This is a genomic window from Corynebacterium lemuris (assembly GCF_024919295.1).
In the GTDB taxonomy this organism is placed as follows: Bacteria; Actinomycetota; Actinomycetes; order Mycobacteriales; family Mycobacteriaceae; genus Corynebacterium; species Corynebacterium lemuris.
The window spans coordinates 1-22,999 of sequence record NZ_JANWTC010000011.1 but is presented as its reverse complement, the minus strand read 5'-3'; the positions used below and the strand labels follow the sequence as shown (position 1 = coordinate 22,999).

Sequence of the window (22,999 nt, the reverse complement as noted above, 5' to 3'; positions counted from 1 at the left end):
CTAGACAGTCGTATTCTGTACCGCATGACCACTTCCCTGCGTGAACTCGCCGCCGCCCTACGTCGCGGTGAGGTGACGGCGGTGGAACAGGTCGAGGAACTGGCCGACCGGCTCACCGGACTCGGTCCCACCGAGCACGGTTTCTCCCACCTCGCGCTCGAACAGGCCCACGAGCGCGCGGAACGGGCCGACAAGGTGGCCACCGCGCAGCGCGGCCGCCTCCACGGGCTGCTCATCCCCGTCAAAGACCTCTCGAACGTCGGCGGCATGCCCACCACCTTCGGTTCCGTCCACCGCACCCGCCATCCTGAGGTCTCGGACGCGATCGCGCAGGCGCTTATCGACGCCGGCGCCATCATCCCCGGCAAGTCCGCCTCCGCCGAGCTCGGCCTCATGATCTACACCGAACCACCCGGCATGGCCGCACCCGAGAACCCGCTGTGGCCGGGGCGCACCCCCGCCGGCTCCTCCGGTGGGGCAGCCGTTCTCGTGGCCCGCGGTCTCCTTCCCGCCGCCCATGCCTCTGACGGGGGCGGTTCCATCCGGGTGCCCGCCGCCACCTGTGGAGTCGTCGGTTTCAAACCCACCGCACCAAGGTTAGCAGCGCAGGGTTTCATCACCCGCTCGCTTGCAGACACCGCCTTCCTCCACCGCCTCTCCCCCGAGCCTGGTCGCCGCCGCATCGGCGTGCTCACCCAGCCGCTGTTCACCGGGGCAATGGTCGATGAGGTGCATCTGCGTGCCGTGGCGGAGACCGCCGACACACTGCGCGAAGCCGGCCACGACGTCATCGAGGTCCACCCCTACCCTGCCGCGGAGGAGACCTTCGAGACCTTCACCACCATCTTCACCTCCCGGCTCGCCGGGCTGCCCGAACCGGCGGAGGATCTCGTCGCCTGGCTGCGCGCCCACGGCCGCTCCCTGAGCACGGACCGGATCGCCGCCGCCGAGAAACACGCCGACCACCTCGGGGCCCACCTCGCCGAGTACTGGGGTATCGACGCCCTGCTGACACCCATGACCACCACCGATCCCCCACCCATCGGTTATTTCGCCGACATGCGTCCCGCGGAGAACTTCCTCGAGCAGACCCGCTGGTCGCCCTGGGGGTCCCTGTTCAACATGACCGGGCGGGCAGCGGTGTCCGTGCCCTGGGAGGTACCCGGGCGCCCGCCCGTCGGCGTGCACCTGGGTTCGGTCACACTTTCTGACGCTGCGCTGCTCAGCCTCGCGGCTATCCTGCATGAATGACCCACCTGACTCGACGCCTACGCACTGAGATCGTCCTGGTCATCGCCCTCACATTCGGTGTTTCCGGGATCCGCGCACTGCTGCAGCTCACCGACGCGCTCCTCGACCCGCGTCCGCTGGATCAGCAGCAGATGACCATCTACCAGTCCCTATCCCACATCCCCTGGATCGATCTCGGCCTGCAGCTGGCCTCGGCCGCGACGCTCTTCCTCTACGGCGCACTGGCACTGTTCCTGCTGGCCGGTGAGGTCCGCCTCCGACGACCGGGCGTGCGCGACCTCGGCTGGGGTCTCGGGCTGGCGGCGGCCATCGGCATCCCGGGACTGGCCTTCTACGCGACCGCCGTGCACCTGGGACTGTCCCGACAGGTCATCCCCACCGCGCTGGAGCACCCCTGGACGGAGATCCCCGTCTTGCTGATCTGGTCGCTGGCCAACGCCTTCGGCGAGGAGGTCGTCGTGGTGATGTATCTGCTCACCCGTCTGCGGCAGCTGGGCTGGGGCCTGCCCGCTGCGCTTGCGGCCTCCAGCGTGCTGCGCGGCAGTTACCACCTCTACCAGGGGATCTCCGCCGGCTTCGGCAACATCCTCATGGGGCTGCTCTACGGCTGGTTCTACTGGCGGACCGGACGGATCTGGCCATTGGTCATCGCCCACTTCATCATCGACGCCGTCGCCTTCGTGGGTTATACCGCGATCGGTGGGGATTTGAGTTGGTTGGGGTTTTAAAGGCCTGCAAGTAAAGCGGCGGGACACATCTCCATTGCTCCTCCAATAAACAATTGATTGCTGCTACAAGTAATTAATGATCGCTTCGCACTTCAATTACTTGGCAGCATTGCGAATGACTGGGACTACAGCCGAAGGGTCGGGAGGCCCCTCCATCCACTGCCCGTGCCCGGCCAGCACGGAAGGCTCACCCGCCACAATGTTTAAACAATTTCCCTGCTGCAATTAACGGATATTTCATAATAACTAACCATGCAATTCCATTAACACATTCTGAGAAAGTCATTACAAACACTCAGCTAGCCTGCGATTCCGGCATATTGCATTAAATGCAATCGGTTCCGCACGGAGGATCATCGCTACCAGCCTCCACCCCCAGCTCTTACCCCCCCTAGATCCAGTGTGCGCACAGTGTTCTCACAGCTCAGAATAATGTTGACCATTCAAAGCGGGTTTAGGGAAATGCCATAACTAGAAGTCGATTTTTACTTTCTGCCAACACTGTTAGCATCCGTTCTTGCTTATCAAAAGCAGAAATACTGTTTGGCTGGACCACCGCAAGCTGATGAATGAACCGCTGATGCGATCAGTGTGGCCCGCATGCCTCCCACACCTTTGAGGAAAAAATGAAGAAGACCCATAAGCGGATCAGTGCCGCTGTTCTGAGCCTCGCACTCGGCTTCTCTGTGGCCGGAGCACCCGCCCTCGCGCCGATGGCGAGCGCGCAGTCGATCAACGCGGGCCAGGCATCCAGCGTCAACCTGGGAGCAGATGTGTCCCTGACCATCAACAAATATGACGGGGAAATCGATGACACCACAACCCCCCTAGGTGGCGCCGACTTCACTGTTGCGAAAGTCGATTTGAATGGCGAAAATTTGAACACTGTTGACGGCTGGACCGTTGTCAACAACATTCAGGCGGCGCTCGACGCAGGAACTACCCCTGACCTTGCCGGAGATGCGTGGGAGCTCACCACCGACTCCACTGGTACTGTCACAATTTCCACCGGAACCACGAACGACAATGTCGACGGATCAGATACCGCGAACTTCACCGTTGGTCTTTACCTGGTCACAGAAAAACAAAATGGCAACTTCTCGGTGGGTAAACCGTTCCTGGTGGCACTCCCCTTCACTAACGGAGATGGAGAGTGGGGATACCAGCAGACTGTCGAGCCGAAGAACCAACTTCTGAGCGTTGAGAAGGACGTCAGTGACCTTGGTACGACCCTGAACATGCCCGTCAACTACACCATCAATGCTTCGGTGCCCGCCGAGGAACTCGACCGCTTTAACATTATCGATGCCTTGCCTGCAGAGCTCGACCTCGGTACCGATACCGCTATCACGGTAACGGTTATCAACACCACCCCTTCTGTGACTCTTGTCGAGACCACTGACTACAGCATTGACCCGACGGAGTTCTCCAACGACACCATCAAGATCGAGTTCACCGAGACCGGTTTAGAAAAGTTGGAGACAGCTCGCGTAACCAACCCTAACCTTCAGATTCAGGTCACTTTCACCGCTACCATCGTCGAGCTTCCTGAAGATGGCGTCATCCGCAATGATGTTGTCGTGGAACTCCCCAATGGCGGTAGTATCACCACCGATCCGGAAGATCCTGACGATCCAGATACTGGTGCAGAGACCCGTCTCGGAACTCTCACTATCAACAAGAGGGATGTCAACGGAGCACTGATCGAAATCGAGGGCGACGTCACTCGCGGGGCAAGCTTCGAACTGTGGCGCTGTGAGGAAATCACCTCGGACACGTGGGAGGTTTCAGAGGGGCCCCTATCCGCCGCTATCGAGAATGAGCAGGGCGACCTCATCAACGTCAATGAATTCACCACTGCTACAAACGGTGTTGCCCTCCTGGAGGGAGTTCAGATCAGGGATTGGGTAAACAACGGCGCTCCTGCCGAATCCGAAGTTGACCCGGATCTCTGTGTTGTGGAGACCATCGCCCCCACTGGATACGTCCTCAACCCGGCGCCACAGCCGGTCAACGTTGATTCCAGTGACGAATTCATCATGACTGCCGACGTCATCAACCTCGAGGACACCATCGACGGCCAGCTGCCGTCCACCGGTGGCATGGGCACCATGGCGATGATCGCCGGCGGTCTGCTCGTTGCAGTCGCAGGTGGCTTCGCAGCCCTGCGTGGAAACCGCGCACGCGGCTAATCACGTGAACCAGCTCGTGTGACCAGCCTTCCCGGCTGGTCACACGGCAAACACGCGCGAGACAAGAAACAAACACATGGGTGTTCACACATTACCGGCCCCCGAGCCTGCCTCTCCGAAAAGAAGAGGGCTCGGTTACGTGCTGCGTTATGTTGTGGCACCCATTTTTCTCGTTCTGCTCGGCATCGGCATCATGCTGGCACCGGTGGTCTCGACGCAGCTGCACAACATGGAGCAGGCGCGCATCGCCCGCGAGTACTCGGAGCAGATCGCACGGCTACATGAGGAGCAGCTTGATGCGGAACTCGGTCAGGCGTGGGAGTGGAATGCGTCGACAAGCATTCCGGTCGCGGGAGATCCCTGGACCATCGACAATGACACCCTCACCCCCGACTACCAGGCTTATCTTCAACAACTCAATATCACCCCGGTGATGGCACGTATCCGGGTGCCGTCAGCCCAGATCGATCTGCCGGTGTACCACGGCACGGATGAACACACGCTGGCGCACGGTGCGGGTCATCTCCACGGAACTTCGCTGCCGGTGGGTGGGGTGGGTACGCATGCGGTGATCACCGGGCATACCGGCATCACTACGGCGACGCTGTTCGACAACCTCGTCGATGTCACCGAAGGCGATCTGATGGCTGTGGATGTGCTCGGCGAGACGCTCGTCTACCGCGTCACGCAGATCCACACGGTGCTGCCGCCCGAGACCGAGACGCTGCGCACGGTCGCGGGCAAGGATCTGATCACGCTGATCACGTGCACGCCCTACGGCATCAACACGCACCGGCTTCTGGTCACCGGCGAAAGGCTTACCGACGTCCCCCTCCCCGCCCAGGACGCCCGCTTCCTCTGGCAACCCTGGATGCTCCTGGCCTTCGCCTTGAGCGCTGCTCTTGTTGTTCTCATTTTCTTGGTTTGGATCTACCGGCACAGAAAGGAGCGGAAATGACCATATGGTTATCGACATCGCTGTTCAAAAGGATTGCTGGCGAGGTCAATTCTGTAAGCCCATCGGGAAGGAGCACCCTACTCCGGCTGCTGTCCATGTTGCTCACAGCCCTGGTCCTGGCGATGCCCGTCACCGCCGCCGCGCAGGAACGTCTCGGTTCGGTGACCATCAAGAAGCTGCCCACCTCGCTGGATACCCCAGGAGTCCATCCCGTAAAATTCGAGTTCTCAGGCGGCAACCTCACGGCCCCGCTCACGCTGTACAGCGACAGTGACACAGTGCTTTTCAACGACCTCGCCCCCGGCACCTACAACATCCGTGAACTGGCCACCCGCACCGGCGACATCGCCCGTGCCACCGTCGCGCCGATCACGGTGACCGTCCCCAAGGGCGATCTCTATGACGTCACCGTCTACCCCAAGACCCAACCGCTGACCCTGCGGAAATCCGCCGACGTCAGCAAAATCATCCCGGGTGCTAAGTTCCAGTACACCCTCGACGGCACTGTGCCGCTGCCCGACACCCACGATCAGCTGCACCGCTACATCATCCGCGATGCCCTGCCTTCCGGTGTCACGCTGGCCGGGAAATCCGCGGTACAGCTGCACATCGGTTCCCGCACGGTCCCGCTGACCGCCGGCGAGCACTACAACATCACCAATGACAACAACGTCATCACCGCCACCTTCACCCCGACCGGCCTGGAGCTCCTTGCCGGGGAGCGTGGCAACCATGATGACGTGATCGTGCGTTTCACTTTCGGTGTGCGTGCATTCTCCAAGCTGGCGCATGGTAGCCAGGTACTCAACATCGGCCACCTTTACCCCGACGGCTATCCCGAGGACGGTGAGGAGTCGGTGGTCTCCAATGAGCATGTCCTGCCGGTTGCCGATTCTAGCGGTCTGCTTATCCCCGTGCCCATCCCTATTCCGGTGGGCTTTCCGGGAAGTTCAGGAAGCAGCACCATCCTGACTCCCGGTTCCGTGGGCGAGACTCCGGTGATTTCGCCTGCTGACACCCCCAATAAACCTGGATCGCCCGGTGCCCCGGAACAACCCGAGTCCAGGAATCCGCTGGCTTCCACCGGTGCCAGCGTCCTGGGGATGCTCGCCCTGGGAACTCTCCTTTCGATTATCGGTATCACTCTTTTCCTGCGAGGCCGCCGTGCTTAAAAACATGAAAACAAAAATCCGTCGCACACTTGCGACAGCCCTCAGCGTTTTCCTCGTGGCTGGTGTTGTACTGCCGGTTCAAACGAATGCTCAGGAGAGTCCTTACGATCCCGCGACGCACCTCGATAACACCTATTCCTATGCCTACGGTGGTTTATTGGATCTACGCCTGCTCAACCAGTGGCTCACCATCGGACCGAATGGCGATGCTTTGAGCGCTACCGATTTGCGGGGTGTGGATCAGCTCTGGGAAACGGTGCTCGACAACGACAAGAATGTGGCAGCCTCCTCACTTGATGTTGAGGCGCTGGAACTCATTTACCTCAACCTAGGACAGATTTCCCTCCCCTTGCTTGGTCAAGGCGGGCTTCTAGAGTTCGTGCTCAATGATGCTTCCGTCGGTACTCTGCGCGAATACGCCTACGTTCCTTCCGCCGCTCACGCACATGGTGCCGCCGGCGTCGTCAGTGATTCAGGTGGCCTCGAGTTGACTCAACCGGGCGAGGGGAAGAGCTCATCAATCGATATTCTCAGTCTCTTGGCTCTGGGTAACAGTACCGTCATCACCGAAAACATCATTGACACGGCCGCACTTGAACTCGGTGCTATCAGCGCCGTCGCGATAAACCCGGACGACTCCGATTTCTCGAACTACGAGGTCACGTGTGCGCATCCACTCACTGCAACCGATATCGGTACTGACGCGGCTGTCGCCGAAGTGGTCTGCCACGGCTACCAAGTCGCAGATGCGATTTTGGTTCTCGATGTCCCCCTCATTGACACTCTGATGGGAGACATCACCTCTCTTTTTGATGGCCTCAACACCACGATTAATGATGCACTGGGCGAGGACAGCCTGTTCAACTCCCTTCTGCGCACCCTGACGAACTTAATTAGGGCTGTTCCGCTTGTTGGGCTACTAGTGAATCTCGACCTCGAAGTGACAGCCAAAGTTCCGGTCAATATCGTGACGGACCTGCTGAACCACGAGCTGAGCGACGCAGACGGCTTAGTGAAAATCGACCTGAAGAACGGTCTGATCAAGGTTGATCTGAAGCAGCTGCATACCGGGAATCTAAACAGCCTTGAAGCCAACACCAACCTACTCACCCCAGACAACATCAATGCCATCACGGCTTCTGTCCTGAGCCTGCTGACTGATGATGCTGATACCAATAAGAATGGTCTGATGGCTCATCTGGAGAGCCTTCTGCTAGGCGACCGTGCATCGCAGACCGGGGGGCTCTACGAAACCTCAGTTAGCATCATCCTGAAAAGCTCTGGTTTGCTGGGCGGCGTTGGTTCCCTTGAAATCAGCGGTACCCTTTCCCAGCTCTTCAATGGTGGATTCACGTACGAGGGCACTGGCCTCCTTTACCTTGTGGAGATTCTGGGCGCTATTCTCAATCCGCTCACTGGGGGAGTCGGAGAACTTCTTGAGGAAATCCTCTTCAACGGCCCAACTTCTGTCGTCAGCACTTTAATCGGAAGTGCAACTGATGCCGTGCTATCCCAGATTGTGGGTATTCTGGACCCAGTCTTGGAGGAAGTTCTTAAACCGCTCGCCAACATCATCATCAACAGGCAGTTCACAACGGAAGAGACACATGGGACCGTGTTCACGGTGTCTGCGTTGGAGGTCAACGTCGGTGATCTGAACACCTCCGGTGAGCTCGTTCACCTTCCACTGGCTACTGCATCGGTTATGGCGCAGCCTCCGGTCAAGATGGATATTGACGTCGCGAAGATCGGTGACGGCCGGAATCTGCATACCGGCGGTTACGCCTATGACCTGCTCTGTACGATCGGCACTGAGGAAAACCGCCAGGAAGTGCTTAATAAGACGGGTCTCCAGTACGACGGAATCAACCTTGGTGAAGGCTTCTTCCTCGAAGCGGATGAACTGTCTCTTTCAGGTGCTGTCGGCGGGATCGAGCCGGTACGAATCACGCCCGGAGCCGAGTGCACTGTCACCGCTATTTCTCCGAAACTGAACGAGACACATGAGGCCCTGCGTCCGACCGGCCATGAGCCCGGTATCCGAACTCCGTATACCTATTTCCTCGACGTCGATAAGACTAACGGCGTGCGCGTTTCCGGCGAGACACCTGCAGACGGCCCCACAGCGATGCATCCCATCGGTATGGCTGAGGAAGGCCCGGTAAATGTGGACACCACCACAATCGGCGCTGAGTGGAAGCACCGCGCCTTCACTTTCATCGTCCCGCCCGGAGAAAAGACTCACAAAGTGAATATCGTCCATGCCTACGACATTGACAGGCGAGACATTGTGCTGTCGAAGTCGGTGTCTGGTCCGGCACCAGGGGAAGAAAACTATAACTTCGAGTACTCCTTAGACGGCGGAAAAACGTGGCTCCCCCACGTAACGAATTCTCCTATCTCTATCCCTACTGATAGTTCCTTCACCATCAAGGACGTCCCTGTCCTCAATCTGGAGGCCCTCAATGCGGAACCATCAACTCAGGTTCCAGCTCAGGTCATGATCCGAGAGAGGCTGGGTACCGAGTCGCAGCATGTTAGGTGGATGCTGGAAAACAGCTCATTGCCTTCTTTCTACCCACAGGAGACAGACGGTGCTTTCAAGTACGCAACCACCACGTTCGCTGCCGGCCCAGTCATAACCCCTGATGTTGTCCCCACACCGAATCAGAATCTCGGTATCACCAATTTCTACGCGGCAATTGAGGTAGACAAGCACATCGATGGTCTGCTGGACGGGATCGGGGAAACCACTCTTCTCCCCTCCGGGGAAGGCAGCATGGCTATCAGCTACACCGTCAAGAATATCGGTGCCGTGGAGCTGGATGCCATCAAGATCTACGACCCTTCGCTGGTCAATGACCTGTTCACCCTCCCAGCCGACATCACCGTAGGTCCGGGGACCGGTGAGGTCACCGGCTGCACGCTCGTATTCGGTCCAAATGGCGAAGACGCAACCTGCTCCTTCGAGGTCAGTTTCACCAACCCTGAGGCGCCTTTCCACTACGAAGCGGATACCTCAGAGGTAACCGCCGAGGCCACCACAATCATTGAAGGCCGAACGATCACCGCCACTGCCACCGACAAGCACGGCGCGATGCGTCTTTCGAATATCCTCGGTCAGCTCCCGGCCACCGGCGTGACCACCCTCGTGTCGGTCCTGGCCCTGGGGCTGATCGCAGCGCTGGGAGCACTGGCCCTCTATGTCCGGAGCCGGAGGAAGTAAGTGGCACTGCACAGCCTGGAGGACCGCAGAAAAGCGGACAGAAAGCAGGATCCGGGAAGAAAATCCCGTCTGCTTTCCCTCCTGCTGCTCATTGTCAGTCTGGTGATCCTGCTGTACCCGATGGTGTCCACGTTGTGGAACGACTACCAGAACAGTGAGATCGCGCGGAAATACGAGGAGGAGCTCAGCAAGGTCGACTCCCCGGATGTGTTCGCCGATCTCTGGGGCAGGGCCGAAGGGTACAACGACCATCTCGACACTGCCGGGCACCATTACCGCCCGGAGGATCCAGAGGACCCGGAGTACCTGGACTACAAGTCCCAGCTCCTGCCCTCCGAACGCAGTTCGGTCATGGCGCGCATCAGTATCCCGGATATCGGGGTGGACCTGCCCGTCTACCACGGGACCACCGACAACGTCCTCTATCGCGGGGCGGGTCACATGTACGGCAGTGACCTGCCCATCGGCGGGGAGGGCAACACCTCGGCGATCACGGCGCATACCGGGATGGTCAATGCCAGCATGTTCGACAACCTCGGCAAGTTGGAGGAGGGTCAACCCGTCTACATCAACGTGCTGGGTGAGACCCTGCGGTACCGGATGACCGGCTCGGAGGTGGTCAAGCCTGATGACTATGACGCGGTGACCTATGAGGAGGGTGTGGACAAGCTCGTTCTCATTACCTGTACCCCGTACGGCATCAACTCCGACCGGTTGCTGGTCACGGCGGTCCGGGACACCACCCCGATCACCGAGGACGAGTTAGCCGGTGGCTGGCGGCCGCAGCTGTCCTGGTGGATGAAGCTGGATCTGGCACTCATCGCGGCGATCATCGCCATTGCGCTGTGGTCGACCCTGCACCGCAGGAAGAAACAGAAGCAGGAGTCCCCGGCGACAGCTTCCCGGCTGGGGTTGAACCCTCAGTCTGGCTAGTCTATTGACATGCATGAACGCGACCCCCGGCAGCGCGACCCCCGACCCGGCCGTTCGCCGGGTGGCTCCGCCGATCCCCGCGACGCCGGTGACATCGTCCGGGGTCGGGACGGTAAACCCATCGTCGACCGCTATGGCCGACCCGTCCGTCGCCGTTCCACGGCAGCCCGCCCCAGCTCAGCCCAGCCGGAGCCGGTGCGGCGCCGGACGCCGCGTCGTGAAGCAGCCCCCGCTGAGCGGCCGCAGCAGTACATCCCACCCCGGCGCGAGGAACCACCCCGTCGCCACCAGGCACCGCCGGCCCGGGCCGCCCAGGCACGCGCTCCGCAACGTCCGGCGGCACGTCCCCCGGCACGGCCGGCCGCCCCACCGCGCAGCAGGCGCCGCCGCTCGGGCCGTCGTGGTTTCCGCCCGCTGCGCACTCTCGGTTGGGCAGTAGCGACTGTCGTGGTCCTCAGCCTGTCGATGATGCTGTGGGCCGATGCCCAGCTCAACCGCGTCGAGGCGCTGCCGGAGTACCGGGTGGCCAACACCGCCGGCACCAACTGGCTGCTGGTCGGCTCCGATTCCCGGCAGGGGCTCAGCGAGGAGGACGTCGACCGGCTCGGCACAGGCGGTGACCTGGGTGTGGGTCGCACCGACACCATCATGATCCTCCACATCCCACTGACGGGGCAGGCCCGGCTGGTTTCCCTGCCGCGTGATTCCTATGTCAGCATCCCCGGCTACGGCGAGGACAAGATCAACGCCGCCTTCACCTTCGGTGGCCCGCCCCTGTTGACCACCACCGTGGAGCAGGCCACGGGCCTGCGCATCGACCGCTACGCGGAGATCGGCATGGGTGGGCTGGCCAATGTTGTCGACGCCGTCGGCGGGGTGGAGCTGTGTCCGCCGGAGCCGATCTACGATCCTCTCGCGCAGCTGGACGTCCAGGCCGGTTGCCAGGAGATGGACGGCCCGACCGCCCTCGGCTACGTGCGTACCCGCGCCACCGCGCAGGGGGATCTCGACCGGGTGAACCGTCAGCGGGAGTTCTTCGCCGCGCTGGTGGATCAGTCCACCAACGCGGGCACGCTGCTCAATCCCTTCCGCTTTGTCCCGCTGGTCAGCAGCACCGCCGGTGCCTTCACGGTGGGCAAGGGTGACCACGTGTGGCACCTCGGCCGGGTGGGACTGGCCATGCGTGGCGGTGTGCAGACGGAGACCGTGCCGGTGGCCGGTTTCGCCGACTATGCCGTCGGCAGCGTGGTGTTGTGGGACCAGGCCGGGGCCCAGGCGCTGTGGGAGTCGATGAAATAGGCGGCGTTCCTGCGGCAGCTTCTCCGCTCAGTAGCCCGTGATCTCCACCGGCGTCTGCGAGATGCCGTTGTCGAGCAGCTCCCGCAACAGCTCCGGCAGCTTCCGTGGCACGAAGGTCGCTGCAGATCCGGAGAGCTCCTGAGGTGACCACCACCGGAGGCCCTGGATGTTCTCCTCCTGCAGCTGGGTGGCAGTGAAGGAGGGGGAGGGATCGAAACGCGGCGCTCGCACGAGGTGGACGTGGTCCACCTGACCTGACCAAGATCCCGAGGGGGCATGGGTGGTCTTCGTCCAGATCTCGGGGCCGATCTCCTCCGGCAGGAAACCGGTTTCCTCACGCAGTTCCCGGCGCAGCGCCTGTTCCCGGGTCTCCCCGGCCTCGATGCCGCCACCCGGGGTGATCCACAGCCCGCCCTCGAATCCCAGCCCCACCCAGTTGAGGTTGACCAGGAGGACATGGTCAACGGGATCGAGGATGAGGCCCCGGACACTGTGGCGGAGGGTCATGCGCTACGGCTCCTTCTCTCTTGGTGGTACATCGGAGAAGCGCACGTCCCGCCCGGAAACCAGTCGGCTCCGGGCGGGACGTGGGATTCTGCGGGTGCTGTCGCAGAGCAACCTACCGGATGGTCACCTGGCGGGACTTGATGTTCTGCAGCTGCTTGCGCTCGTCGGCGGTGAGCTGGGCGTCGTTGGACACCTCGGCGTCGACGGCCGCAGAGACCCTGCTGAGCTCGGCGCCGTAGGAGTCCCAGGCGACCTCCGGGTCGAGGTCGAAGACGGGGACGATGATGCCGTGGGTGCGGAAGGCGCCGGCGAATTTGGTGTTCTCACCGAGGTTGAGCTCGCCGCGGGCGGCGACACGCGCCAGGGCGTTGAGGAGGGCGTCCTCGTTGTCCTCGGGGCGGACCCAGCGGATGTGGGCCTTGCCGCCACCGGGGTTGACCCACCACACGGCGCCGGGGATCTCCGTGTCCACGCGGTGGGACTCCACGACGGAGTCGTTGGCGGCCTGCAGGGCCTGGGCGGTGGCGGCGTCGAGCTCGGTGCCCTCCGGCAGCCACCAGTTGAAGTCCTGGTGCTCGGTGATCTCGAGCGTGGCGTCGGCGGCGATGAGTTCGCCCAGGGCCGGCTGGCTGCCGTCGGCGACGCCGGACTCCAGGGTCTGGCCCGGCTCGGCGTCCTTGAGCCAGTTGAGGGCGTAAGCGAGGTCGCGGCCCGGGTTCTGGCTGTGGGCGGTGGTCTGCAGGGCGACGAAAGCGGCGCCGCCGTTGTCCTCCTCACGGATCATCGCCGCGGCACCGCCGGGCAGGACGGTGGCGATGTGGACGTCCCGGTCGATGCCGGTGACGGCGACCTTGGCGGTCGCGGAGGGCACGAACTCCTGCAGGGCGATGAGGTCGGCTTCGCCGCCGATGCCACCGTAGGGTCGGGCGTCCTTCTCCAGGGCGGCTCGTTCAGCGGCGCGGGCGGCGAGCTTCGCCTGGCGGCGGCTCATGCCCTCGGGCAGGTTCTCGTTCTTCTTGTTCTTCTTGGCCATGGGTCAAAGATACCCGCCCGCCTTCAGTTCCCGAGGGTACGGAGGGCGAGTTCGGGTTCGTCGGTGGCCAGCAGGTCCACGCCCCGCTCCCTGGCCCAGAGCATGTCCTCGGGATCGTTGACCGTCCACATGTAGGTGGGCAGGCCCATGCGCCCGATGAGGCTGGGGCGCAGCTTGGCCCGCCACAGGGAGACCCCCAGCCCGGTGGGTTGTCCCGGGTGGACATCCAGCGGGTTGAGCCGGCGCTCGATCTTGCGGCGCAGATGGATGCGGTCGAGGCCCGGCGCGATGTGGCGCATGCGGATGATGGCGGCGGGTGAGAAGGAGATGAAGTGCATGCGGGGGTCGTCGAGAAGCGCGGCGTGCCGCAGACAGCGCACGACCTGTTCCTCGATCATCCGGCCGTAGCGCACGGGGTGTTTGGTCTCGATGTAGAGGTGTTTGTCCGGGTGGTCCTGCATCATCTCCAGCAGCTCCGGGAGGGTGAGCACCTGCTGCGGGTGGTCGGCGGTGCCGAAGTTGAGGTCGCGCAGGCGGGCGAGGGTGGCGTTGGAGACCCGTCCCCGGCCATCGGAGACCCGGTCAATGACAGGGTCGTGGATGACCACGAGTTCGCCGTCGAGGGTGAGGCGGACATCGCATTCCACGCCGTGGATGGGCAGCTCGAGGGCCTTCTCGAAGGCGAGGCGGGTCAGTTCCGGGTACTTCGCGGAGTAGCCACGGTGGGCGATGATCTTCACCGGGATCCTCCCCCGTCACTCATCGTCATCGACCCAGCTGCCGACGCGGCGCAGCAGCTGACGGTTCTTGCGCTGGGAGCGGCCCAGCTTCGTGGACAGGGTGTGGAGGATGCGGATCGCGTCGGTGATGTGCGGGCCCTTGTTGAGCATGACCGCCTCCGCACGCAGGGCGTAGCCGGCGTCGGTGATCTCCGCGCGGGAGGGCAGCCCCGATTTGGCCAGGTTCTCCAGCACCTGGGTGGCCATGACGACGGGCACGTGCGCGGCCTCCGCCATCTGTAAGATCAGGCGCGGGACCTCTGCCATGCGGTCGAAGCCGAGTTCCACGGCCAGGTCGCCGCGGGCGATCATGACGCCGAGGTTCGGGTGGCGCATGCCCTCCAGCAGGACGTCGCGCAGGTTCTCATAGGCCGGGATCGTCTCGATCTTGAGCACGAGCCCCAGGTTGCGGACCTGCTGCGGGTCGGGTGATTCCTGGGCGATCTGTTCCAGGGTCTCGAGGAGGAAGGCCACGTCGGCGGCGTCGCGGATGAAGGAGACGTTGGCGATGTCACCGTGGGCGGCCACGAAACGGAAGGCCTCGATGTCCTCCGCCGTCAGGCTGGGCAGCGGCAGGACGGTCTCCGGCAGGTTGATGCCCTTGTAGGCGGCCAGCTTCGTGCCCTCGGGCCGTGCCCGGGTGATCTCCAGCCAGATCTCCGTGTGCCCGTCGTCGCTGCGCTGCTTATCGACGGCGCGTGCGGCGATCGCCCCGTCATCGAAGAGCACGCGCTGTCCGACCTCGATGGCCGCCACCGCCTCCGGCAGGGTGCAGCCGATGCGCGGGACCCGGCCCGGGGTCGGTTCCGCGGGGGTCTGGTCGTCGGTGAGGATGAGCCGGTCACCGGCGTAGAGCCGCAGACGCTGCTCCGTGGGTGGCACCCCGGAGACCCGGGTCCGTTCCCAGTCATGCTCCAGGAAGGTGGTGTTGGCGATGTAGGCGTTGCGCTGCCCCTCCGCGAGCACCCCCTCGTCCCGGATGCGGGTGACGGTGAAGCGGCGCTTGGCGTCCCGGTTGTCGTGCAGCGTGATCTCGGAGTCGACGGTGAGTTTCTCCAGCCAGGCCCGGTCCACCCGCAGCGGCAGGGTGGGGCGCCCCGGCAGGCCGGTGGGTACCGGCGGGGTGTGCTCCTCATCCAGGTCAGCGGGGGTGAGCCAGATCTTGGCGGGGGTGAGCACCCGGCCGGTCGAGGTCCGGGTGACACGGGCACGCCCGACCGCCGGGCCCGGTGCGATCTGTCCGGTACGCACCTTCGGGCCGGCCAGGTCCATGGCCACCTTGATCTCCCGGTCGAGTTCGCGGGCGGCGGTGCGGACGTTGGCGATCATGCGTTCCCACACCTGCGGGCCGTCGTGGGCGCAGTTGATCCGGGCCAGTTCCATGCCGGCCCGGGCGAAGTCGCGCACCATCCCGAGGTCCTCGCCGGCCTCCGTGGGGAGGGTGACCATGATGCGGGAGTGGGTCTCCTCGGAGGATTCGCCGAAGAGGATGGTCGCGTGGTCCTCGAGGATGTCATCGGCCAGGGCGAAGGCGTTGCGGACCTGGCCGCCGGTGTACTTCAGCTCCTCACCCGCGTAGGCGGAGAGCACGTTGCGGGCCGCCTGCAGCCGGGCCAGGACGGCCGGCTCGGCGGTGGACAGACGGGTGGCGCCGATGGAGGCGAGGCCGCCCTGCACCGCACGGACATCATGCTGGCGCAGTTCGGCGTAGTGGACGAGGTTGGCTGCCCCGCTGCGGTGGTTGTCCGCGGCCGCGGAGATCGCGTCGGCCTGGCGCCGCTCCACTGTCTCGAGCGCCTGGATGAGGTTGTCAACCTCGGTGATCAGCTCATGCAACCTGATGTCCACGGTCGGCCTCCGCACGCTTGGGTTGGTTGGATAATTCCTTCCCATTGTGCCCATGATCGGGCGGCCCGGCATCCCGGACGGGGGTCGGGCCCCTCAGGACCCGGGTGAGGTGGGCGGGAAGAACTCCTCCTTGACGGCGCGCAGCGTGGCGGCTGAATGCGCGAACCGTTCCTTCTCATGGTCATTGAGGCGCAGCTCCACCACGCGGGCGATGCCCGCGCGGTTGATGATCGCCGGGGTACCGATGTACAGGTCCTTCTCGCCGTATTCGCCGTCCAGGTGGGCGGAGACGGGCAGGGCGACGTCCTGGTTCTGGATGATCGCCCTGGTGATGCGCGCCAGCCCCATGCCGATGCCGTAGGAGGTGGACCCTTTGGCGTCGATGATCTCGTAGGCGGCGTCGCGGGTCTCCTCGAAGATCTCCCCGATGCGTTCCTCGAAGCCCTCCTCCTGCTCCACCCGGGACGCCAGGGAGACGCCCGCGATGGTGGCGGAGGAGATGACCGGCAGTTCGGTGTCACCGTGTTCGCCGATGATGTAGGCATGGATCGACGTCGGTGAGGTCCGGGACAGCTCCCCGAGCATGAACCGGTAACGGGCGGAGTCCAGGATGGTGCCGGAGCCGATGACCCGGTGATGGTCCAGGCCGGAATAACGCCACACGCCGTAGGTGAGGATGTCAACCGGGTTCGTGGCGACGAGGAAGATGCCGTCGAAACCGTGTCCCATGACCTCATCGACGATAGACTTCATGATCTTCATGTTCTTGTCCACCAGCTGCAGGCGGGTCTCACCGGGTTTCTGGGCCGCGCCTGCGCAGATGACCACGACCGCCGCGTCCCGGCAGTCCGCATAGGTGCCTTCGGTGACGCGCGTGGTGGAGCTGGACCACACCACACCGTGGTTGAGGTCCATGACGTTGCCGCGGAGCTTCTTGGCGTCGATGTCGATGATGGCCAGGTGATCGACTGTGCCCTGGTTGACCAGCGCGTACGCGTAGGCCACACCCACGTCCCCGGCGCCGATGAGCACGATCTTGTTGCCTACTGCTGTTCGCATGGGGTTCTCCGGTGGCTCGGGGAGGGGGACAGCCACCATTATCGCCTGATCCGGCGGTCTGCGCAGCAAACCCTGCGAAGCCCCGGCCGCTCTGCCAGAATCGCCCACATGAGGGTTCCCCGCCGCCTGCACCGCCGGATTCTGGCCGCCGCCGCGCCAGTGGCGGTGCGCGCACTCAGGGGGGCGGCCTTCGCCCTGGAGGTCACCGCCGACCTCACACCCGGTTTCCGGATGACGCGGCGCCGCCGCCTCCCGGCGGACCTCGGCGCCGGGATCCTCGGCGCGGAGCTGGCCACGTGGTGGGCGATCTCCCCCTCCCTGCTGCCGCGTCCCTGGTGGGTGACGGCGGCGAACGTCGCCATCTGCCAGGGGGCGGGCCATGTGGTGGGCACGGGGGTGTCCTGGGCGTTGAACCGGTGGCTGCGCCGGCACGGCCTGCGCCCACCCGCCCGGGTCCGCCACTTCTGGCTGGAGACCGGCCACACGGCGGTGGCGCTGGTGACTTCCGCGGCGGTGTTCATGAGTCTGCGGCGGCAGCGCCAGCAGGCCCGCCTGGTCCACCTGGAGCACGTGCGCGGCGGCCGGCACGCCCTCGTCGGCGGGGTGGTCGGCACCGCCGGCTACGGGATCCTGCTGCTGCTCGGGGACGCCGCCCAGGTCTCCGTCGACGAGCTCGGCCGCCGGCTCTCCCGCTGGATGCCGCTGGGGGTGGCATGGTCACTGGCAGCCGGAGGTCTGACCTGGCTGGCGCTGGTGCTGAGCGACAAGGTGCTCATGCGCCGGCTCCTGGCGGACATGTCCCGGCGGGCCGAACAGCTCAACCAGTCCGTCTTCCCCGGCACGAGCATGCCGTGGGAACCGGAACGCTCCGGTTCCCCCTGGTCCCTGGAACGGTGGTCGGCCGTCGGCTCCCAGGGCCGGGCCGTGCTCTCCCTCGGCCCGCGGGCGAAGGACATCGCCGAGGTCACCGGCCTGGCGCAGACCCGGGAACCGATCCGGATCTTCATCGGCCTGGTGCCGGGGCGTTCTCTGAAATCCGCCGCCCGGCTCGTCCTCGCGGAAATGGACCGCACCGGCGCCTTCCACCGCAACACCCTGGTGCTGCAGACCTCCGCGGGTTCCGGCTGGATCACCGACTGGTCCGTGGACACCGTGGAATTCCTCACCGGCGGGAACTGCGCCACCATGGCCATGCAGTACTCCTTCCTCCCCTCCGCCCTGTCCTACCTGGTGGACCACGACACCCCGGTGCGCGCCTCCCGCATCCTCATCGAGGCAATCCTCCGCCGCCTGGAACAGATGGACCCGGAGAACAGACCGAAGTTCTACGTCGCGGGGGAATCGCTCGGCGCCTACGGCATCGCCACCTCCTTCGACGGTCTGGAGGACCTCCTCGAACGCACCGACGGTGCCGTCTTCTCCGGCGCACCCCGCTTCACCCGCATGCTGCGCGGCCTCACCGACGCACGCGATGCCGGCACCCCGGCCCGCCTGCCGGTCGTCGGCGGCGGCCGGCACGTGCGTTTCGTCTCCCACCCCGAGCACCTGCGCCAGGACTTCAGCGGCATGCCCTACGCCCATGACTGGGACTATCCCCGCGTCGTGGTCGCCCAGCACCCCTCCGACCCCATCGTGTGGTGGGACCAGGAGCTGTTCTGGCGCCGCCCCGTCTGGCTCACCGAACCCGGCTCCCGCGGGGTACCGGCCCCCCGCCCGCAGCGCCTGGACGTGTTCCAGGGGATGCGCTGGATACCCTTCATCACCGGCTGGCAGATCGGCCTGGACCAGCTGACCTCACTGCTGGTGCCCGGCGGCCACGGGCACAACTACCACGAGGAGATGCTCTGGTACTGGGACGCGGTGCTCGGCGGGCACGCCGCGGTGCGGATGGACCGGCGGCTGGCCCTGCGCGCCGGGGAGTTCATCCGGCGCGATTCGATCAAGCGGTGATCAGCGCGCCGTCGTAACGCACGCCCGGGCCCGGCACCACCGGGGAACCGGCGACGGTGACGTCGCGGACGCGCTGCCAGGACATGTCCACGTGCGTCGGGTGGACAGTGAGGGTGGCGTAACCGTGCGCATCCAGGTCCACGTGCCGGATGTGCGGGTTGTGGGCCAGCACGTGACGCTCCGCGCTCTGTGAGACGGGGCTGTCCTCCGCGAGGCCGAGGATCTCGTCGACGTTGTTGGCTGTGATGGACGAACACACCAGCTCCGCCGCGATGACCCGGTCGCCGTGGTGGATGTGGCTGGCCCACTCGGAGTGGATGTCACCGGTGAGGAAGACGTTGCGGCCGTGGCCGTGCTCCCGGGCGAGTTCATCGAGCAGGCGCTGGCGGTCTGCGGCATAACCGTCCCACTGGTCGACGTTGACCGGGGTGCCCGCGACATCGAGCCCCACCATGCCCGCCAGCTGGGAACGCACAGCCTGGTCGACGTGGATGAGGTTGAGCGGGGCCATCATGACGGAGGTGCCGATGAGGTTCCACCTCGTATCGGCCGTGGTCAGGCGGTTGGCCAACCAGGTGAACTGCTCGGAGCCCATGATCGTGCGGTCGACGGCGTTGCGCTGCACCGGATGCAGCACCCCCGGCGCGCTGCGGTAGGAACGCAGGTCGAGCATGTGGATCTCTGCGAGCCGCCCGAAGCGCAGCGTCCGGTAGATGCGCCCACCCCGGGAGGGGGCGTCGCCGCGGACCGGGAGCCACTCGAGATAGGCCTGCATCGCCGAGTCCCGGCGCGTGTCCCAGTCCCCGTGGAAGGGATCATGGCCCTGGGCGCCGCCCTCCCAGGCGTTGTCGGCGATCTCGTGGTCGTCCCAGGTCACCACCCAGGGTGCGGCAGCGTGGGCGGCCTGCAGCTCGACGTCGCGGCGGTAGTGGCCGTAGCGCGAGCGGTAGTCCGCCAGGGTGCGGATCTCCCAGGTGGGCACGTGCGGGCGGACCACGCCGTATTTCCCGGCGTAGTCCCCGGAGGCGAATTCGTAGAGGTAGTCGCCCATGTGCACGACGATGTCGATCTCCCCGGCATGCGCCCGGCGGGCGATGTCGGAGTAGGCGGAGAAGTAGCCGGCCTCGAAGTTCGCGCAGGAGCACACCGCGAGGCTGAGCTTCTCGACGTCCGCGTCATCCGCCGGCGCCGTCCGAGTCCGCCCCGTGCGGGACATCCTCCCCGCCTGCTCGCCGTCGAGGGCGGTGAAACGGTAGTGGTACACCGTGCCCGGGCGCAGGCCGAAGGGGTCGACGTGGACGGTGTGGTCCTGCGCGGCGGTGGCGGTGACCGTGCCGGCGCGCGTCAGGACGGAGAACTCCGGATCCTCGGAGACCTCCCAGCGCAGCAGCACATCAGGGCCGACCCCGGAACCGGGGACCGACTCCGGGGTCGGGGTCACCCGCGTCCACAGGATCACGGAATTCGGCAGCGGATCACCGGAGGCCACCCCGTGCATGAACGCGTGGTACTCCGGGTCAGCATAAGGAAGGGGGGCGTGCAGGGAATTGAGATCCACATCAGCGTAGGCCTGGATATCGGAGGCGCGGACGCGGGTCAGGGAACTCGGTGCGGCTGCCGCGGCACCGGCGATCAGGGAGCCCTGGAGAAGCCCCCGTCGCGTGATCCGGGGGCCGGTACGGTGGTGCCCTGTGCTGCTCACGGCCCTCATTGTCCCGGCTGACCTGCGGGTCCGCAAACCGGGCAACCGAGAATTCACACCGCTTTAACTAATGTCACTGCCACGTCACCTACCCTGTGATGCATGCAACTGCCCGCCACGACCGCCGCCGTCCTCTACGACCTGGACGGCACCCTCGTCGACCACGACCACGCCGCCCGCGCCGGTGTCGACGCCTGGTGCCGCGAACTCGGCATGTCCGGCGGCCAGTGGGAGCGGTGGTCGGACATTGAGCAGCGCTGGTTCAGCCGCTTCGAGAACGGCCGGATCAGCCACCTGGGCCAGCGGATCGGACGCTGCCGGGAATTCCTCGGCCGCCCTGAACTGGGCGAGGCCGAGGCCCTCGAGCTCTACGAGTTCTACCTCGCGGTCTACCGGGAGAACTGGCGGGCCTTCCCCGACGCAGCCCCCTCCCTCGACAACGCACTGGCGGCCGGGCTGAAGGTGGGGATCCTCACCAACGGGGCGCAGGTCATGCAGCAGGCGAAGATGGAGAGCACCGGCCTGTGGCGCGAGGGGATGGTCATGTGCGCGACCGTGGAGATCGGCGCGCCGAAACCGCAGCCGGAGGCCTACCTCGGGACACTGGAGAGGCTCGGCGTGACGGCGGAGGAGGCCGTCATGATCGGCGATTCCTGGCTCAATGACGTGGCGGGGGCGCGGCAGGTGGGCATGACCGCCATCCACCTGGATCGCGGAGGGGATTCAGCGGGGAGCATCGGCTCCCTCGACGAGATCGTCTGGGGATGAGGCGGCCGCTACGACTGTTCCGGCAGGCGGCAGGCCACCCCGGTGGAGTGGTGGGGGCAGTAGCCGTGGGGCACCTTGTGCAGGTACTGCTGGTGCTCGTCCTCGGCCAGATAGTAGGCGCCCGAATCGGTCTCCGCGAGGGTGCGCACCTCCGTGGTCACCTCACCGAAGCCGTGCTGCTTGAGCTGGGCGGCGTAGGAGTCGACGATCGACTGGACCTCATCGCGTTCCGCCGCCGCGTCAGGGCCGGTGGTGTAGAAGGCGGAGCGGTACTGCGTACCCACGTCATTGCCCTGCCGCATGACCTGGGTCGGGTCATGGTTCTCCAGGGCGGTGGCCACCAGCTGCTGCAGGGTGAGCTTCTCCGGGTCGTAGACCACCTCGACGACCTCGGCGTGGTTGGTGCCGCCGCCGCAGACCTCGCGGTAGGTGGGGTTGGGGGTGGTGCCGCCGGCATAACCGACGGAGGTCCCCTCCACGCCCGGCATCTCCCAGTAGATCTTCTCCACACCCCAGAAGCAGCCGATGCCGACGAGGAGGGAACGCTGCCCCTCCTGCCAGGGACCGGTGATCGGGGTGCCCAGCACAGCGTGCGGACGGGGATGGGCCAGGACCGGGGTGTCCCGGCCGGGCAGGGCCTTGTCGGCGGGTACGAGTTCAGGGGTGCGGACAAACATCCAGGACATGGATCCCACTGTACGCCCGCTTTCGCGGGGGCCGCCACCTGCACCGATCCATTTCGGCAACATTATCGTTGCGGAAATGATTCTTTCGCTTATCATGGTCAGTGGGCGGTTTCCGGCGGTACAGTCGGGAACGCCCCTGTTTAAACGAAAGGAAACTGAAACAACATGGCAGTTTACGAACTTCCCGAGCTCGACTACGCCTACGACGCTCTCGAGCCCCACATCTCCGCCGAGATCATGGAGCTGCACCACTCCAAGCACCACGCCACCTACGTCGGCGGCGCCAACGCCGCCCTGGAGGCACTGGAGGCAGAGCGCAACGGCGAGGCCAACCCGGACCGCGTCCGCGCACTGTCCAAGAACCTGGCCTTCAACCTCGGTGGCCACACCAACCACTCCATCTTCTGGAAGAACCTCTCCCCCAACGGTGGTGGCACCCCGACCGGCGAGCTGGCTGAGGCCATCGACCGCGACTTCGGCTCCTTCGAGAAGTTCCAGGCCCACTTCAACGCAGCCGCTCTCGGCCTGCAGGGTTCCGGCTGGGCTGTGCTCGGCTACGACCACATCGCCGGCCGCCTCGTCATCGAGCAGCTGACCGACCAGCAGGGCAACATCTCCATCAACCTGACCCCGCTGCTGATGCTGGACATGTGGGAGCACGCCTTCTACCTGCAGTACAAGAACGTCAAGGCCGATTACGTCAAGGCCGTGTGGAACGTCTTCAACTGGGACGACGTCGCACAGCGTTACGCCGCAGCCAAGTAATACCCCCACGTTCCCGGGAAACATCCCGGGTTTCACGTGAAACATCGACGCCCCGACTCACCCACCGTGAGCGGGGCGTCCCCCGTTTCCCTGCCGGAGGCGGATTCTGAGGGTCGTTGCAACGCTCGTGCTTTTCAGGTGAT

18 protein-coding genes are annotated in these 22,999 nt (G+C 64.7%); 11 read left to right on the top strand and 7 right to left on the bottom strand.

Features of this window, described 5'->3' with window-relative positions; translation table 11 throughout:
• Window positions 1-24 precede the first annotated feature (24 nt).
• The 8 genes from NYP18_RS12680 to NYP18_RS12645 all read left to right on the top strand — a co-directional run bounded on the left by NYP18_RS12680 (window position 25) and on the right by NYP18_RS12645 (window position 11,759).
• A complete protein-coding gene (locus tag NYP18_RS12680; protein WP_259428576.1) occupies window positions 25-1,251 on the top strand; it encodes an amidase in 1,227 nt (408 codons plus the stop codon).
• On the top strand, window positions 1,248-1,979 hold the full coding sequence (locus NYP18_RS12675; RefSeq protein WP_259428575.1) for a CPBP family intramembrane glutamic endopeptidase: 732 nt from the start codon (window positions 1,248-1,250) through the stop codon (window positions 1,977-1,979). The genes NYP18_RS12680 and NYP18_RS12675 overlap by 4 nt, the downstream gene beginning before the upstream one ends.
• 626 nt (window positions 1,980-2,605) lie before the next feature.
• On the top strand, window positions 2,606-4,171 hold the full coding sequence (locus NYP18_RS12670) for a SpaH/EbpB family LPXTG-anchored major pilin (protein ID WP_259428574.1): 1,566 nt from the start codon (window positions 2,606-2,608) through the stop codon (window positions 4,169-4,171).
• A 76-nt stretch (window positions 4,172-4,247) separates the two neighbouring features.
• Complete coding sequence (locus tag NYP18_RS12665) at window positions 4,248-5,129, top strand: class C sortase (RefSeq protein WP_259428573.1); 882 nt, start codon at window positions 4,248-4,250, stop codon at window positions 5,127-5,129.
• A 95-nt stretch (window positions 5,130-5,224) separates the two neighbouring features.
• The gene (locus NYP18_RS12660; protein WP_259428572.1) at window positions 5,225-6,301 is read left to right on the top strand and encodes an isopeptide-forming domain-containing fimbrial protein; all 1,077 of its coding nucleotides are present in this window, start codon (window positions 5,225-5,227) and stop codon (window positions 6,299-6,301) included.
• Window positions 6,294-9,527 carry a choice-of-anchor G family protein gene (locus NYP18_RS12655; protein ID WP_259428571.1) on the top strand — a complete coding sequence of 1,078 codons (3,234 nt, stop codon included), beginning with the start codon at window positions 6,294-6,296 and terminating at the stop codon, window positions 9,525-9,527. The genes NYP18_RS12660 and NYP18_RS12655 overlap by 8 nt, the downstream gene beginning before the upstream one ends.
• On the top strand, window positions 9,528-10,460 hold the full coding sequence (locus NYP18_RS12650; protein ID WP_259428570.1) for a class C sortase: 933 nt from the start codon (window positions 9,528-9,530) through the stop codon (window positions 10,458-10,460).
• A gap of 9 nt (window positions 10,461-10,469) precedes the next feature.
• On the top strand, window positions 10,470-11,759 hold the full coding sequence (locus NYP18_RS12645) for an LCP family protein (RefSeq protein ID WP_259428569.1): 1,290 nt from the start codon (window positions 10,470-10,472) through the stop codon (window positions 11,757-11,759).
• Window positions 11,760-11,786: 27 nt separating this feature from the next.
• Here NYP18_RS12645 and NYP18_RS12640 read toward each other — a convergent pair whose 3' ends face one another.
• The 5 genes from NYP18_RS12640 to NYP18_RS12620 form a co-directional block, all read right to left on the bottom strand.
• Complete coding sequence (locus NYP18_RS12640; protein ID WP_259428568.1) at window positions 11,787-12,266, bottom strand: NUDIX hydrolase; 480 nt, start codon at window positions 12,264-12,266, stop codon at window positions 11,787-11,789.
• A gap of 112 nt (window positions 12,267-12,378) precedes the next feature.
• Window positions 12,379-13,299: a DUF5926 family protein gene (locus tag NYP18_RS12635; protein WP_259428567.1), complete on the bottom strand. Its 921-nt coding sequence runs from the start codon at window positions 13,297-13,299 to the stop codon at window positions 12,379-12,381.
• 23 nt (window positions 13,300-13,322) lie between these two features.
• Window positions 13,323-14,039: a glycerophosphodiester phosphodiesterase gene (locus NYP18_RS12630; RefSeq protein WP_259428566.1), complete on the bottom strand. Its 717-nt coding sequence runs from the start codon at window positions 14,037-14,039 to the stop codon at window positions 13,323-13,325.
• 15 nt (window positions 14,040-14,054) lie between these two features.
• Entirely contained in the window at window positions 14,055-15,941 is a 1,887-nt protein-coding gene (locus NYP18_RS12625; RefSeq protein ID WP_259428565.1) for a pyruvate kinase, read from the bottom strand.
• 78 nt (window positions 15,942-16,019) lie between these two features.
• On the bottom strand, window positions 16,020-16,985 hold the full coding sequence (locus tag NYP18_RS12620) for an L-lactate dehydrogenase (protein WP_259428564.1): 966 nt from the start codon (window positions 16,983-16,985) through the stop codon (window positions 16,020-16,022).
• Between the two features lie 108 nt (window positions 16,986-17,093).
• Here NYP18_RS12620 and NYP18_RS12615 point away from each other — a divergent pair, with 108 nt between their 5' ends.
• Window positions 17,094-18,935 (top strand): alpha/beta-hydrolase family protein, encoded by a 1,842-nt coding sequence (locus NYP18_RS12615; RefSeq protein WP_259428563.1) that lies wholly within the window; start codon window positions 17,094-17,096, stop codon window positions 18,933-18,935.
• Here the strand turns inward: NYP18_RS12615 and NYP18_RS12610 are convergent.
• Window positions 18,925-20,637 carry an alkaline phosphatase D family protein gene (locus NYP18_RS12610; RefSeq protein ID WP_259428562.1) on the bottom strand — a complete coding sequence of 571 codons (1,713 nt, stop codon included), beginning with the start codon at window positions 20,635-20,637 and terminating at the stop codon, window positions 18,925-18,927. The two genes, NYP18_RS12615 and NYP18_RS12610, sit on opposite strands and share 11 nt — an antisense overlap.
• Window positions 20,638-20,739: 102 nt before the next feature.
• Here NYP18_RS12610 and NYP18_RS12605 point away from each other — a divergent pair, with 102 nt between their 5' ends.
• Window positions 20,740-21,405, top strand: a complete 666-nt coding sequence (locus NYP18_RS12605; RefSeq protein WP_259428561.1) for an HAD family hydrolase — start codon at window positions 20,740-20,742, stop codon at window positions 21,403-21,405.
• Window positions 21,406-21,413: 8 nt separating this feature from the next.
• Here NYP18_RS12605 and msrA read toward each other — a convergent pair whose 3' ends face one another.
• Window positions 21,414-22,091 carry a peptide-methionine (S)-S-oxide reductase MsrA gene (msrA, locus tag NYP18_RS12600; RefSeq protein WP_259428560.1) on the bottom strand — a complete coding sequence of 226 codons (678 nt, stop codon included), beginning with the start codon at window positions 22,089-22,091 and terminating at the stop codon, window positions 21,414-21,416.
• A gap of 165 nt (window positions 22,092-22,256) precedes the next feature.
• On the opposite strand from msrA, the gene NYP18_RS12595 reads away from it, so the two are divergent.
• Window positions 22,257-22,856, top strand: coding sequence for a superoxide dismutase (locus NYP18_RS12595; protein WP_259428559.1), 600 nt, complete (start codon window positions 22,257-22,259; stop codon window positions 22,854-22,856).
• Window positions 22,857-22,999 lie beyond the last annotated feature (143 nt).